Raw genomic sequence first — 13081 nt, 5'->3', positions numbered from 1 at the left:
ACTTGCCGGACCCCTCGCCCCATGCGCATAATTTCCGCCTCATCCGCTGAGGGATGCACGTCCGCCGCGCGTATGCGGGACTGAGGATGGAGATGATGATGACCGATCTGGATCAGTTGCTGGCGACGGCGCGGGCGATGCCTGTCGATGCGCGGCTGGCGGACATGGACGCGGCCGTGATCGCCGGGCTTGGCCGGCGGCGCGAGCAGATGACCGCCCGGCGCAGCCTGATGCTGGCGGGCCTGCTGGCGGTTGGCATCGGCTGGGTCGGCAGCATCCTGCCAACCGCGCCTGCGCAGGCCGCGCCGCTGCCACTCGGCATGTCTGACTATGCCCCTTCGCGCCTGCTCGGCCAATGACGATCCGCCGCTATGCGCTGGTTGCGCTGGTCGCCTTCGCCGCCGCGCTGGCGGCCGTGCTGGTCGCGCGCACCTGGCTCGCGCCTGCGCCGCGTGTGGAAAGCGAAGTTCATGCCCTGTTGCATGAAAAACTGACACTCGACGCGACCCAGGAAAAGCGCATCCATGCTCTGGAAACCGCCTTCGCCTCACGCCACGAAGCGCTGGAGGCGGCCATGCGCGCCGACAATGAACGGCTCGCCACCGCAATCGCCGCCGAACATGGCTATGGCCCCAAAGTGGCCGAAGCGGTCGATCGCTCGCACCATGTCATGGGCCAACTGCAAAAGGAAACGCTCCAGCACATCTTTGCGATGCGCGGCGTGCTGCGGCCCGACCAGGCGGCGCAGTTCGACGCCGCCATCGTCAAGGCGCTGACCCAGCCCGCCCGGTGACGGCCGCGGCGCCCGAACCGGACGACCGGACCCTTGCCGCCCGCGCCCTGGCCGGGCAGCAATCGGCCTATGGCGCGCTGATGGCGCGGCATCGCGACGCCGTCTATCGGCTGGTGCGCGGTCATGTCGGCGATGGGGACGAAGCGCTCGACCTCACTCAGGAAAGTTTCGTCGCCGCCTTCGCCGCGCTCGCCCGCTATGATGGCGACCGCCCGTTCCGCGTCTGGATCGCCCGCATCGCGCTTAATAAATGCCGCGATTGGGCGCGCCGCCGCACGGTGCGGCGCTTCTTCACCTTCGCCAGACCCATCGACGACGCGCGCGACATCGCCGCCCTCGACGCCACGCCCGAACAGGCGCTCCACTCGCGCCGCGAACTCGCCCGCATCCATGCCGCCATCGCGTCGCTGCCCGCCAATCTCAAGGACGTCCTCCTCCTGCGCACGATCGAGCAGATGCGCCAGGCGGATACCGCGCAGGTGCTGGGTATCAGCGAAAAGGCCGTGGAAACCCGCCTCTACCGCGCCCGCGCCAAACTGGCCGAAATTTTGAGGGATTAGCGCGCCATTCACGTATGAAGGGGCATGAACGACCTTTCCCTTGATCGCCGCACCCTGTTCAAAAGCGCTGCTGCCCTGACGCTCGCTGGGGCCTTTCCCGCCTGGGCGCAAAGCGGCACGCCCGGCCTGCGCCCCGCACCGGGCATCCTGTCGGGCGACCGCATCGCACTCAGCGTGGGCGAAAGCCATTTCGGCACCGGCGGCCGCTCGGCCCATGCGATCACGATCAACGGCACCGTCCCCGCGCCGCTCATTCGCCTGCGCGAAGGCCAGCGCGTCCAGCTTGCCGTCACCAACACCCTGAAAGAAGACACCTCGATCCACTGGCACGGCCTGATCGTCCCCTTCCAGATGGACGGCGTGCCTGGCGTCAGCTTCCCCGGCATCGGTCCGGGCGAAACCTTCACCTATGACTTTCCCATCCGCCAGTCGGGCACCTATTGGTATCACAGCCATTCGGGCATGCAGGAGGCGATGGGCCATTATGGCCCGATCGTCATCGACCCCGCCGGCGTCGATCCGGTGCCGGCCACGCGCGAGCATGTGATCGTCCTGGCCGACTGGTCGCCGGTCCATCCGCATGTCCTGCTTAAGCGCCTGAAACAAATGGGCGGATACCATAATTTTCAGCGCCAGACGCTCGCCGGCCTGCTCGCGGGCAAGGACCAAAGCCTCAAGGACCGCATCGACTGGGGCAAGATGCGCATGGACCCCACCGACATTTCCGACGTCACCGGTTCCACCTACAGCTTCCTCATCAACGGTCATGGCACGCCCGAAAACTGGACCGGGCTTTTTACCCCCGGCGAGCGCGTCCGCCTGCGGATCATCAACGCCTCGGCCATGACCAATTTCAACGTCCGCCTCCCCGGCCTGCCCATGGCCGTGGTCCAGTGCGACGGCCAGCATGTTCAGCCGGTCGACACCGACGAGTTTCAGATCGGCATCGCCGAAACCTATGACGTGATCGTCCAGCCGACCGAAGCCAAAGCCTACGCCCTGATCGCCGAAGCTATCGATCGCTCCGGCCAGGTCCGCGCCACGCTCGCCCCGCAACTCGGCATGGTCGCGCCGATCCCCAACCTTCGCCAGCGCCCGCTGCTCACCATGAAGGACATGGGCATGGACATGGCGGGTATGGATATGGGGCAGGGGGGCGTGATCGATTTGAGCAAGCCCGCCAATGACAGCATGTCGGGCCATAGCATGAAAATGCTCGACCCGTCGGTCGCCCCCGAAGTCCCGATGGGACCGGGCGTCGCAACGCTATCCTCCATGCCCGCCGATCGCACTGCCGACCGGCCGACGGGTCTGGAGGATGTCGACCATCGCGTTCTTACCTACGCCGATCTGCGCGCGCTCGAACCCAATCAGGACATCCGCACGCCCACCCGATCGGTCGACATCCACCTGACCGCGAACATGGAACGCTATATGTGGTCCTTCGACGGGGTGAAGCTGTCCGACGGCGCGGACCCCATCGCCTTCCGCCACAATGAGCGGGTCCGCATCACCCTCATCAACGACACGATGATGCCGCACCCCATCCATATCCATGGTCATTTCTTCCAATTGCTGACCGGCGATGATCCCACCCACAATCCGCGCAAGCATACGGTCAACGTCCTGCCCGGCGGCAAGATCAGCTTCGACCTCACCGCCGATGCCCTGGGCGACTGGGCCTTTCACTGTCATATGCTGATGCACATGCACACAGGGATGATGCGCGTCGTCACCGTCCGCCCCGCGGAGGACGCAGCATGAAGCGCCTGCTCGCCGCCGCCCTGCTCGCTGGCATCGCAACGCAAGCAATCGCGCAAGACCATAGCCAGATGGACCATGGCGCCCATCAAATGCCGCAGGCGAAAGCAGCACCAGAGCCAGCCGAACCCGCCGATCCACACGCCGGCCATGCCGCTCCCGCGCCAGCGGAACCGGCCGATCCACACGCCGGCCACACCATGCCCGCATCGGACGATGGCGTGCCCAAAGGCGTCGCTCCCCCGGTCCCGACCGATCACGCCGCCGATGCCTTGTACGATCCTGCCACCATGGCCCGCGCCCGCGCCGCGATGCTCAAGGAAAGCGGCGGGATGACCTTCTCCCAACTCATGATCGACCGCCTGGAATATCGCGCGCAAAAGGGGGCGGACGGCTACGCCTGGGAAGGCGAAGGCTGGATCGGCGGCGACATCGATCGCCTCGCCATCAAGTCGGAAGGGGAGGGCGAAGTCGGCGGCCCGCTCGAAAGCGCCGAACTCCAGGCGCTCTACAGTCGCGCGATCGACCCTTGGTGGAATCTCGTCGCGGGCGTCCGCCAGGATTTCCGCCCGCAACCCCAGCGCACCTATGCCACGATCGGCATCGAAGGCCTCGCCCCCTATTGGTTCGAAGTTGAGGCGCAGGCCTTCCTCTCCGACAAGGGCGACGCCCATGTCCGGGTCGAGGGCAGCTACGACCAGCGCATCACCCAGCGCCTTATCCTGCAACCCGCCGCCGAAGTGAATATCGCCGCGCAGGACGTGGCCGAACTCGGCATCGGATCCGGCCTGTCCACCATCGAACTCGGCCTGCGCCTGCGCTACGAATTGGCCCGCGAATTTGCACCCTATATCGGCGTCCATTGGGAACGCAGCCTTGGCGATACCGCCCGTTACGCCCGCGCCGCGGGGAAGGGGGTGTCGGCCACCAGCCTGGTGATGGGCATCCGCTTCTGGTTCTAACCCATGATGACACTCGCTATAACCGTTCGTCCTAAGTAGCCACTGGGCTTGTCGAAGTGGCGTAGCGAAGGATTATGCACCGCGCCTGATGCTTCGATACTTGAACAGCATCGACTTGGCTCAGACGCTACCCAGCACGAACGGGGTTGGGTCACCTCAATTTCGTCACGCTCTAAACAGTGCCCCCGCCTGTTCCCGCATGTGCGGGAACAGGCGGCGCTTCAATCGCGCAACCGCAAATGCCGCTCCGCCAGCGCGACATGCAGCTTGATACCCAGCCCCAGCACATCGTCGTTGAAATCATAATGCGGATTGTGCAGCGGCGCGGAGCCTTCCGCCTTCGCCTGCCCCAGCCAGATATAGGCGCCCTTGCACGCCTGCAGCATGAAGGCGAAATCCTCCGAAGTGAAAGCCGGATCGGGCGCCAGTTGCGCCACCCCCACAGTTGCCGCCGCGTCCAGTGCTTCCTGCGCCGCCTCCGCATCATTGATCGTCGCGGGATAATAGCGCTGATAATCTACAACCGCGGTCAATTCGTTCGCCATCGCTACTCCGGCCGCAATCTCGCGAATGGACGCTTCGATCCGGTCCTGCACCTTCGGATCGAACGTCCGCACAGTCCCTGAAACCGTCACCAATTCGGGGATCACATTATGCGTATGCCCGCCATGGATCTGCGTGATAGACAGCACCGCGGACGCCGTCGGCGCAATCCGGCGCGACACGATGGCATTTAATTGCTGCACCAATGCTGCTGCAGCAAAAATCGCGTCGGGCGTATCCTGCGGGATCGCCGCATGGCCACCGCGCCCCTCCAGCTGGATCTCGAACTTATCCGCCGCGCCCATGATCGGGCCGGGCCGCGTCGCGATCGTACCGGCGGGCAGGTCGGGCCAATTATGCAGCCCGAACACGCGGTCGCATGGAAAACGTTCGAACAATCCCTCATTGACCATCTCGCGCGCGCCGCCCTGGCCTTCCTCGGCGGGTTGGAAGAAGAAATTCACCGTCCCATCGAAATTCCGGCTGCGGCTCAAATGCTGCGCCGCGCCCAGCAGCATGGCGACATGCCCGTCATGACCACAGCCATGGAAAGACCCCGGCGTCGTGCTGGCATAGGGCAGGTTGGTCTGCTCATGGATCGGCAGCGCATCCATGTCCGCGCGCAACCCGATGCTGCGCCCCGACGTGCCGTTGCGCAACACGCCGACCACGCCGGTCCGCCCGATCCCCTCATGCACCTCCAGCCCCAGCGCCCGCAATTGCTCGGCAATGCGGCCTGCGGTGCGATGCTCGCAAAAACCCAGTTCGGGATGGGCATGAATATCGCGGCGGAATGCGATCAGCGGTTCGATCAGGTCGGTGATGTCGGTCATGGCAAAAACTGAGTTCCTGTATTCCATTCCGTTCCCCGGCGAAGGCCGGAGTCCAGATCAAACGGTCGAACTGTACCCCGGCCTTTGCCGGGGAACGCTACACAAAGGCGCCACTACGATCCTAACGCTGTTCCCCAAACAGATGCTGGATCGGATAATGATGTTTGATGAAGGGCGACTTGATCACGACATAGCTGAAATATTTCTCGATGCCGTAATCGCTCTCCAGCATCCCCTCAATGATCGACTGATAATGGCCCACGCCGCGCGTCACGAATTTCAGCAGATAATCATATCCGCCGCTCACCAGATGGCACTCGACGATCTCGTCCAGCTTGCGGATGCGCGTCTCGAACCGGGAAAAATCGCCCGCCCGGTGCTCGGTCAACGTCACTTCGGTAAAGACGGTCAGATATTCGCCCAGCTTGTGCAGGTTGATATGCGCGCCATAGCCAGTGATGTAACCGGCTTTCTCCAGCCGTTTGACCCGCGTCAGGCAGGGGCTGGGGGACAGGCCGACGGCGTCGGCCAACTCGACATTGGTGATCCGGCCCGACTGCTGAAGCTGCGTCAGGATTTTCAGGTCGATCCTGTCCAGTCTGGGTCCGCCCAACATATGCCTTGCTCCCCGTTTCTTATCCCAGCGCCGCGCGAATATCCGCTTCTTCCAGCATATCGTCCAGCGTCTTGGCGATGCGGGCGAATATCTCGTCCATCTCCCCGTCGGTGGCACACAATGCAGGCGCCAGGCCGATAATATTGTCGGCGAACGCGCGGAAGATGACGCCATTGTCATAGGCTTTGGCGAACAGCCGGTCGGCCAGTTTGAGCCCCGGGTCGAACCGCGCCTTGCGGCCCTTGTCCGAGACCAACTCGATCGCGCCCAGCAGGCCCCGTCCGCGCGTGTCGCCCACCATCGGATGATCGGCGAGGCCAGCCAGCCCAGCGTCGAAGCGCGCCGCGACCTTCTGCCCGTTCGCCAATATGCCGCCATCGGTATAGAGGCGCAGCACTTCCAGCCCCACCGCCGCACTCACCGGATGCCCCGAATAGGTCGCACCATGGCCGATCGCGAGTTCGGGCGCCGCGCCGTCGGCGATCCCCTCATAGATTTTGCCCGACATCAGCAACGCGCCCATCGGCACATAACCGGCGGTCAGCCCCTTGGCCAACGTCATCAGGTCCGGCGTCACCCCCTCCGCTTCGCACGCGAACATCGGCCCGGTGCGGCCAAAGCCGGTGATGACCTCATCGGTGACGAACAGGATATCTAGCTGCGTGCATGTTTCGCGCATGGCCTTCAGCCAGCCGACCGGCGGCACGATCACGCCGCCCGATCCCTGGATCGGCTCGCAGAAGAACGCAGCGACATTATCCGCGCCTAGCTGCGCCACCTTGTCCTTCAATTCCTGCACCGACCGCGCGATGATGGCGGCATCGTCGCCCTCCAAATCGCTGCGATAGGGGTAGGGCGACGCGATATGATGCTGCCAGCGCAGCGGCAGGTCGAACCCGCGATGGAAATTGGCCAGCGCCGTCAGCCCCGCGCCCGTGCTGCTCGACCCATGATAGCCGCGCTCCAGCGCGATGAACTGCTTCTTTTCCGGCTTGCCGATCGCGTTATAATAATGGGTGATATAGCGGATCGCGCTGTCCACCGCATCCGATCCGCCCAGCGTGAAATAGACATGGTCCAGCCCTTCGGGGCTTAAGTCCACCAGGCGTTGGGCCAGCCGCACCGCCGGCTCGCTGCCGAAATGGAAATAGCCCGTCGCATAGGGCAACCGCCGCATCTGCTCGGCCGCCACCTCGGCGATGCTGTCTTGACCATAGCCGACATTGACGCACCATAGCCCGGCAAAGGCGTCGAGCAGTTCCCGGCCCTCCATATCCTTCAGCCACATGCCCTTGCCGCTTTCCAGCAGCGTCGCGCCGCGCGCCTCATGCCCCCGAAACGAGGTTACGGGATGGATCAGGTGATCGCGGTCGATGTCCAGCAGGGATCGGTTGGAATGCAGCGTCATCAAGGGGGCTCGCCATTGTTGGTCTCGGGTCAGCCTATCCTTATGCCGCGGAGCGAAAGCCCGATATGGGGTGAATAGGCACTGTCGCCCGCTGTTATCGCAAACCAACGCAGCATAATCTGCTGCTGTCCTACAAGGTGGCTGATGTGCTACCTAAGTTACCTAAGTGCAGTGTTCCCGCGCAGGCGGGAACCCAGTCCCGCGGTCTGATCGATTCCCCGCTTACGCGGGCACACGCTAACGTCCTTAAAGGGCAGTCGGCTCAGGCGAAACTACCGTCCGGGGCGCTGCCGACCCGATCCCTTCCGCTTTCGGATAGGATCAGGCCGATGCAACAAAATGTCGTGATCGGCGGGAAATATGCGAAGTTAAGCCGCGATTTTCCTATTCACGCCAGCGCGTCGGCAATCGCCTTCCCGCATTGCTCGGTGGTCGCCTTGCCCTTCAGGTCGCCAGTCCGCAGGCCCGGTTCCGCCAGCACCGTCTCCACCGCGCGCATGATGGCGGCGGCGGCATCCGCCTCGCCCAGATGCTCCAGCATCATCGCCGCCGACCAAATTTGCCCGACCGGATTGGCCACTCCCAAACCTGCAATATCGGGCGCGGAGCCATGGACCGGCTCGAACAGCGACGGATGCGTCCCGTCCGGGTTGATATTACCCGACGGCGCCACGCCGATCGTCCCGGTGCAGGCCGGGCCAAGATCGGACAATATGTCGCCGAACAGGTTGGACGCCACCACTACGTCGAACCGGTCGGGGTTCAGCACGAACTGCGCGGTCAAAATGTCGATATGATATTTGTCATGGGTGACGGTCGGATAGTTTTTGGCCATCTCTACCACCCGTTCGTCCCACCAGGGCATGGTGATGGCGATGCCGTTGGACTTGGTCGCCGACGTGACATGCTTGCGCGTCCGCGTCGCGGCCAGGTCGAACGCATAGCGCAGCACCCGGTCAGTGCCATGCCGCGTCATCACGGTCTCCTGGATCACGATCTCGCGATCGGTGCCGGGGAACATCTTGCCGCCGACCGAACTATATTCTCCTTCCGTATTCTCGCGCACGACCCAGAAATCAATGTCGCCCGGCTCGCGCCCGACCAGCGGACACGGCACGCCGGGCATCAGCCTGACGGGGCGCAGATTGACATATTGGTCATATTCGCGCCGGAACTGGAGCAGCGATCCCCACAGCGACACATGATCCGGCACCGTATCGGGCCAACCGACCGCGCCAAAGAAGATCGCATCGGGTTTGCCGATCCGGTCCTTCCAGTCGTCGGGCATCATCTGGCCATGCTTGGCGTAGTAATCGCAACAGGCGAAATCCTGCCATGTCTGCGTAATGCCGAACCCATAAAGGCTCGCCGCGCGCTCCAGCACGCGAATACCTTCCGGCATGACTTCCTTGCCGATCCCGTCGCCGGGAATGACGGAGATATTGTAATGACGCACCATAAATCTCCCGTTCGGGCTGAGCCTGTCGAAGCCCTCTACGTCTTGCGAGAAAAGCGCTTAGACAGGGTCAGCGCGAACGGATGAAAAGGGGCAATTACAGCTTCAGCCCCGCGATATGGAACGCCTTGGTCTCCAGATATTCCTCGATCCCCGCATGCGCGCCCTCGCGGCCCAGGCCCGACATCTTCACCCCACCGAACGGCGCGACCTCCATCGCGATCGCCCCGCTGTTGAGCGCGACCATCCCCGCCTCCAGCCGCTCCGCCACGCGAAAGGCGCGATGCAGATTTTCGGTATAGAAATAGGCGGCCAGGCCATAGCTGGTGGCGTTGGCCAGTTCGATCCCTTCCTCTTCATGGGTGAAGCGGAACAAGGGCGCGACCGGCCCGAACGTCTCTTCCTGCGCCAACCGCATATCCCGCGTGGCCCCTGTCAGGACCACCGGCGTCGCAAACCGATCGCCCGTTGCCCCCTCCGGCGCCTGCGCGAACAAAGTCGCCCCATGCGCCAGCGCATCCTCGACATGCGCCTGCACCTTCTGCGCGGCGGCCACGTTGATCAGCGGCCCGATCGTGCTGCCCGGCATGTCGCCCGGCGCGACATTCAGCGCGGACACGGCCTTGGCCAGCTTCTCGGCGAACTGGTCATAGACGCTGTCCTGCACTAATATCCGATTGGCGCATACACAGGTCTGCCCCGCATTGCGGAACTTGCTGACCATCGCGCTTGCGACGGCAATGTCGATATCGGCGTCGTCGAACACGATCAGCGGCGCATTGCCACCCAGCTCGAAGCTCACCCGCTTGATCGTGTCCGCACATTGCCGCATCAGTAGCGCGCCCACCCGCGTCGACCCGGTGAAGGACAATTTGCGCACCACCGGACTGGCGGTCAGCGCCCCGCCGATCGCGCTCGGCATACCCGTGACGATATTGAACACGCCCGCCGGAAAACCCGCTTCCTGCGCCAGCTTCGCCAGCGCCAGCGCGCTGAACGGCGTCAGTTCGGAAGGCTTGACCACCACCGGGCAACCCGCAGCCAACGCGGGTGCGCATTTGCGTGTAATCATCGCGGCGGGGAAATTCCACGGCGTGATCGCCGCCGAAACGCCTACCGGCTCCTTCATCACCAATATGCGGCGATTGGCCTCTGGCGCGGGGACGATGCCGCCATCGACGCGGCGGCCTTCCTCGGCGAACCATTTGATGAAGCTGGCGGCATAGCGAATTTCGCCCTCGGCCTCCGCGATCGGCTTGCCCTGCTCGGCAGTCATGATCCGGCCCAGATCGCTCACATTGGCCAGCACCAGCGCGTGCCAGCGCTCCAGCACGGCCGCGCGATCGGCCGCCGTCCGCGCCTTCCACGCCGGGAAAGCCACCTCCGCCGCTGCGATCGCCGCCAGCGTATCGGCCTCGCCACAATCGGGCACGGCGCCGATTATCGCCCCGGTGGCGGGATTATCGACCGGCACGGTCGCGCCGGACGCCGCACCGACCCAGTCGCCGCCAATAAAGGCCTGTTGGATGAAAAGGGCGGGATTATGGAGAGTGAGGGTCATCCGAGCGCCTGTGTGGTAAGAGAGAAGGTCGTGACCGAAGGATCGATCGTCGGTTGCAGCCCGCGCACCATGCGCACCACCCGGCCGACACAAGGCAGGCCCAGTTCATCGAGCCAGCCGCCAAGCCCGCTTTCTTTGGGTATGTCCAACCGGCAGAACATGCCGCTATTGGACCCCAGCCAATGGGAAATCAGCGCCTTCGCCCCGCCCGTGTCCGGCGCGATCGTCGGCCCGACGACATAGCCGCGCCCAAAGCGGCGGAACAGCGCGAAGCCCACCGGCTCGTTGCGGCGCGTCAGCACCACGCCCTGCGCGCCTGGCACCAGCGCGTCGAGCAGCGCGTCGCGGTCCATCCCCGTCGCGCGCCGCGCCAGGTCATGCAATGTGCCCATGTCCTTCACGCCCAATGGCCGCACCCGCTCGTCGGGGATCAACTCCGCCATCGGCACGGCAAAGGCGGCGCCCTGATGCTGGAACACCGGACCGATGGGTTCGAACCCCAGCTTGCGATAGAGCGGCGCGCCCTCATCCGTCGCGTTCAGCAGCACTGTGCGGTCGCCCAGATCGCCCAGCACCGCCTCCATCAACCGGCGGCCCAGCCCCATGCCCTGCGCTTGGGGCGACACGATCACCATCCCCAGCGTTGCGGCATCCGCGCCATAGAGCCAGGCCATGGCCGTCCCTATGACTGCACCATCACGCTCAACAACATAGCCAAAGCCCAGCCCGAACAGCATCTCCCAATCCTCGATGCGATGCGGCCATTTTTGTTCGCTCGATAGGGTATGGGCGGCGGCCAGATCCTCGACGGTCATCCGCCGCAGGTCCACCATCGCCTCTATGCCGGTCGCCATGCGTCTTGCTCCTTGGCGGGAAAGGGACGCCCGCCTGCCTCTATTCGGAATCAGTGGCCGGACATTAGGAGGGCGCGCCAAGCATTGGCTGCTGCCTTCGCCCTGATTTTGGAAGATTATCGCGCACATTTTCCCCTGCCACTGCAACAAATGCCGTGACGCGCGCCTATTTTGTCGGAATGTCCGAATGAAGGAGATTATGCCGTGACCGGTTTCGACCCCGATCAGATCAGCCTTCCCCAGGCGAATAACTTCATCTGCGGCCGGCGCGTAGCCGGGCGCGGACCCGCGATCATCGTGCGCCGGCCGTCCGACGGCCGTATCCAGGCCGAACTCGACAGCGTCGATGCCGACCAGCTCATTGAAGCGGTCGCCGATGCCCAGCGCGCCTATAAGCGCAGCGGCTGGGCGCAGACCGATCCGCGCGGCCGGATGAAGGTGATGCGCCGCTGGGCCGACCTGATCGAGGCTGACGCCGCGACACTCGCCCCGCTCGAAGCCCTGGGGTCGACCCGGATGCTCAAGGAAATCAACGCCTGGGATTTGAGCTACACCGCCGAAACCATCCGCTTCTTCGCCGAATGGGCAGACAAGGTCGGCGGCGAAGTGGCGTCCACCACACCCGACAAGCTGGGCCTCACCATCACCGAACCCTATGGCGTCGTCGCGGCGATCGCGCCGTGGAACCTGCCGCTGGTCATGGCCGCCTGGAAGATCGCGCCCGCCATCGCCGCGGGCAACAGCATCGTCCTCAAACCCTCCGAAATGACCCCCTTCAGCATCGTCCGCCTGGCTGAACTGGCGATCGAGGCGGGCTTGCCCGCAGGCATCTTCAACATCGTCCAGGGCGACGGCCGCTCGGTCGGCGATCCGTTGGTGCGCCGCCCGGAAGTTGCGAAGGTCACCTTCACCGGCTCCACCCGTACCGGCGCTGCGATCATGGCGGCCTGCGCGCAAGCCGGGCCGAAGCCGGTGACGCTGGAGCTGGGCGGCAAAAGCCCGCAGATCATCTTCGCCGACGCGGGCCTCGACAAGGCGGCGGCACTCGTCGCCCGCGCCATCACCTTGAATGCCGGCCAGGTCTGCGTCGCCGGATCGCGCCTGCTGGTGCAGGACAAAGTCGCGGAAGAAGTGATCGATCGCCTCGTCACCGCCTTCGCCGCGCATCGGGCAGGGCCGACTTGGGTCGCCGACACCACGCTCGGCCCGATCATCTCCGAAGGCCAACTCGACCGCATGGCCGGCATTGTCGGCCGCGCGACCGCGGCGGGGGCCGAAGTCCTGACCGGCGGAGGCCGGGCGACCGCGCCGCAGGAGGGCAGCTATTTCGCGCCGACCCTGCTGACCAATGTCGACCAGAAAAGCGAAGTCGTGCAGGGCGAAATCTTCGGCCCGGTGCTGACCGTCCAGACCTTCGCCGATGAGGAAGAAGCCTATGCGCTGGCGAACGACAGCGACTATGGCCTGGCCGCCGGCGTCCATACCGGCGATCTCAGCCGGGCCTTGCGCGCCACCCGGTCGGTCGAAGCTGGCACCATCTGGGTCAATCGCTACGGCCGCAGCAACGACTTCATTCTGCCCACCGGCGGCTATAAACAATCGGGCATCGGCAAGGATCTGGGCCGCGAAGCCTATATGGCGAACCTCAAGACCAAGGTGGCGTTGATCGAGTTTTGATATTGGGCACGGGTGCTCCATGTGTTACATCGCACATAACATGCAACACATGGACCG

12 protein-coding genes are annotated in these 13081 nt (G+C 64.4%); 6 read left to right on the top strand and 6 right to left on the bottom strand.

Translation table 11 applies throughout. The features are described from left to right. The first annotated feature begins 98 nt into the window (after positions 1 to 98). From CEQ44_RS00510 to CEQ44_RS00490, 5 genes are read left to right on the top strand one after another with little or no spacing between them, the layout of a single operon-like run. Positions 99 to 359: a hypothetical protein gene (locus CEQ44_RS00510; protein WP_088184608.1), complete on the top strand. Its 261-nt coding sequence runs from the start codon at positions 99 to 101 to the stop codon at positions 357 to 359. Then, on the top strand, positions 356 to 793 hold the full coding sequence (locus CEQ44_RS00505) for a periplasmic heavy metal sensor (RefSeq protein ID WP_088184597.1): 438 nt from the start codon (positions 356 to 358) through the stop codon (positions 791 to 793). Before CEQ44_RS00510 ends, CEQ44_RS00505 begins: the two co-directional genes overlap by 4 nt. Next, complete coding sequence (locus tag CEQ44_RS00500) at positions 790 to 1353, top strand: RNA polymerase sigma factor (RefSeq protein WP_254913905.1); 564 nt, start codon at positions 790 to 792, stop codon at positions 1351 to 1353. Before CEQ44_RS00505 ends, CEQ44_RS00500 begins: the two co-directional genes overlap by 4 nt. A gap of 24 nt (positions 1354 to 1377) precedes the next feature. Then, entirely contained in the window at positions 1378 to 3117 is a 1740-nt protein-coding gene (locus tag CEQ44_RS00495; RefSeq protein WP_088184598.1) for a copper resistance system multicopper oxidase, read from the top strand. Then, entirely contained in the window at positions 3114 to 4076 is a 963-nt protein-coding gene (locus tag CEQ44_RS00490) for a copper resistance protein B (protein WP_088184599.1), read from the top strand. The genes CEQ44_RS00495 and CEQ44_RS00490 overlap by 4 nt, the downstream gene beginning before the upstream one ends. A 221-nt stretch (positions 4077 to 4297) precedes the next feature. On the opposite strand, the gene CEQ44_RS00485 is transcribed toward CEQ44_RS00490, so the two are convergent. From CEQ44_RS00485 to CEQ44_RS00460, 6 genes are all read right to left on the bottom strand, one after another. Beyond that, positions 4298 to 5452 carry a M20 aminoacylase family protein gene (locus tag CEQ44_RS00485; RefSeq protein ID WP_088184600.1) on the bottom strand — a complete coding sequence of 385 codons (1155 nt, stop codon included), beginning with the start codon at positions 5450 to 5452 and terminating at the stop codon, positions 4298 to 4300. Positions 5453 to 5573: 121 nt separating this feature from the next. After that, on the bottom strand, positions 5574 to 6068 hold the full coding sequence (locus CEQ44_RS00480) for an Lrp/AsnC family transcriptional regulator (RefSeq protein ID WP_066609125.1): 495 nt from the start codon (positions 6066 to 6068) through the stop codon (positions 5574 to 5576). A gap of 19 nt (positions 6069 to 6087) precedes the next feature. After that, positions 6088 to 7476, bottom strand: a complete 1389-nt coding sequence (locus CEQ44_RS00475; protein WP_088184601.1) for an aspartate aminotransferase family protein — start codon at positions 7474 to 7476, stop codon at positions 6088 to 6090. Between the two features lie 388 nt (positions 7477 to 7864). Continuing rightward, positions 7865 to 8935 carry a tartrate dehydrogenase gene (locus tag CEQ44_RS00470; protein WP_140419351.1) on the bottom strand — a complete coding sequence of 357 codons (1071 nt, stop codon included), beginning with the start codon at positions 8933 to 8935 and terminating at the stop codon, positions 7865 to 7867. A gap of 94 nt (positions 8936 to 9029) precedes the next feature. Next, positions 9030 to 10493 carry an NAD-dependent succinate-semialdehyde dehydrogenase gene (locus tag CEQ44_RS00465; RefSeq protein WP_088190060.1) on the bottom strand — a complete coding sequence of 488 codons (1464 nt, stop codon included), beginning with the start codon at positions 10491 to 10493 and terminating at the stop codon, positions 9030 to 9032. Further along, positions 10490 to 11347 (bottom strand): GNAT family N-acetyltransferase, encoded by an 858-nt coding sequence (locus CEQ44_RS00460; RefSeq protein WP_088185303.1) that lies wholly within the window; start codon positions 11345 to 11347, stop codon positions 10490 to 10492. Before CEQ44_RS00460 ends, CEQ44_RS00465 begins: the two co-directional genes overlap by 4 nt. Positions 11348 to 11551: 204 nt before the next feature. Between CEQ44_RS00460 and CEQ44_RS00455 the strand changes: the two genes are divergently transcribed. After that, positions 11552 to 13024: an aldehyde dehydrogenase gene (locus tag CEQ44_RS00455; protein ID WP_088185304.1), complete on the top strand. Its 1473-nt coding sequence runs from the start codon at positions 11552 to 11554 to the stop codon at positions 13022 to 13024. Positions 13025 to 13081: the final 57 nt, after the last annotated feature.

Origin of the sequence: Sphingobium sp. Z007, assembly GCF_900013425.1 — a bacterium.
GTDB lineage: Bacteria > Pseudomonadota > Alphaproteobacteria > Sphingomonadales > Sphingomonadaceae > Sphingobium.
The sequence above is the reverse complement of the archived record's forward strand: the minus strand, read 5'-3'. Positions and strand labels throughout refer to the sequence as shown.

What these genes read in the sequence shown, in the direction of transcription:
- CEQ44_RS00510 (WP_088184608.1), top strand. Translation starts at nt 99, where the DNA reads ATGACCGATCTGGATCAGTTGCTGGCGACGGCGCGGGCGATGCCTGTC.
- CEQ44_RS00505 (WP_088184597.1), top strand. Translation starts at nt 356, where the DNA reads ATGACGATCCGCCGCTATGCGCTGGTTGCGCTGGTCGCCTTCGCCGCC.
- CEQ44_RS00495 (WP_088184598.1), top strand. Translation starts at nt 1,378, where the DNA reads ATGAACGACCTTTCCCTTGATCGCCGCACCCTGTTCAAAAGCGCTGCT.
- CEQ44_RS00490 (WP_088184599.1), top strand. Translation starts at nt 3,114, where the DNA reads ATGAAGCGCCTGCTCGCCGCCGCCCTGCTCGCTGGCATCGCAACGCAA.
- CEQ44_RS00485 (WP_088184600.1), bottom strand. Translation starts at nt 5,452, where the DNA reads ATGACCGACATCACCGACCTGATCGAACCGCTGATCGCATTCCGCCGC.
- CEQ44_RS00480 (WP_066609125.1), bottom strand. Translation starts at nt 6,068, where the DNA reads ATGTTGGGCGGACCCAGACTGGACAGGATCGACCTGAAAATCCTGACG.
- CEQ44_RS00475 (WP_088184601.1), bottom strand. Translation starts at nt 7,476, where the DNA reads ATGACGCTGCATTCCAACCGATCCCTGCTGGACATCGACCGCGATCAC.
- CEQ44_RS00470 (WP_140419351.1), bottom strand. Translation starts at nt 8,935, where the DNA reads ATGGTGCGTCATTACAATATCTCCGTCATTCCCGGCGACGGGATCGGC.
- CEQ44_RS00465 (WP_088190060.1), bottom strand. Translation starts at nt 10,493, where the DNA reads ATGACCCTCACTCTCCATAATCCCGCCCTTTTCATCCAACAGGCCTTT.
- CEQ44_RS00460 (WP_088185303.1), bottom strand. Translation starts at nt 11,347, where the DNA reads ATGGCGACCGGCATAGAGGCGATGGTGGACCTGCGGCGGATGACCGTC.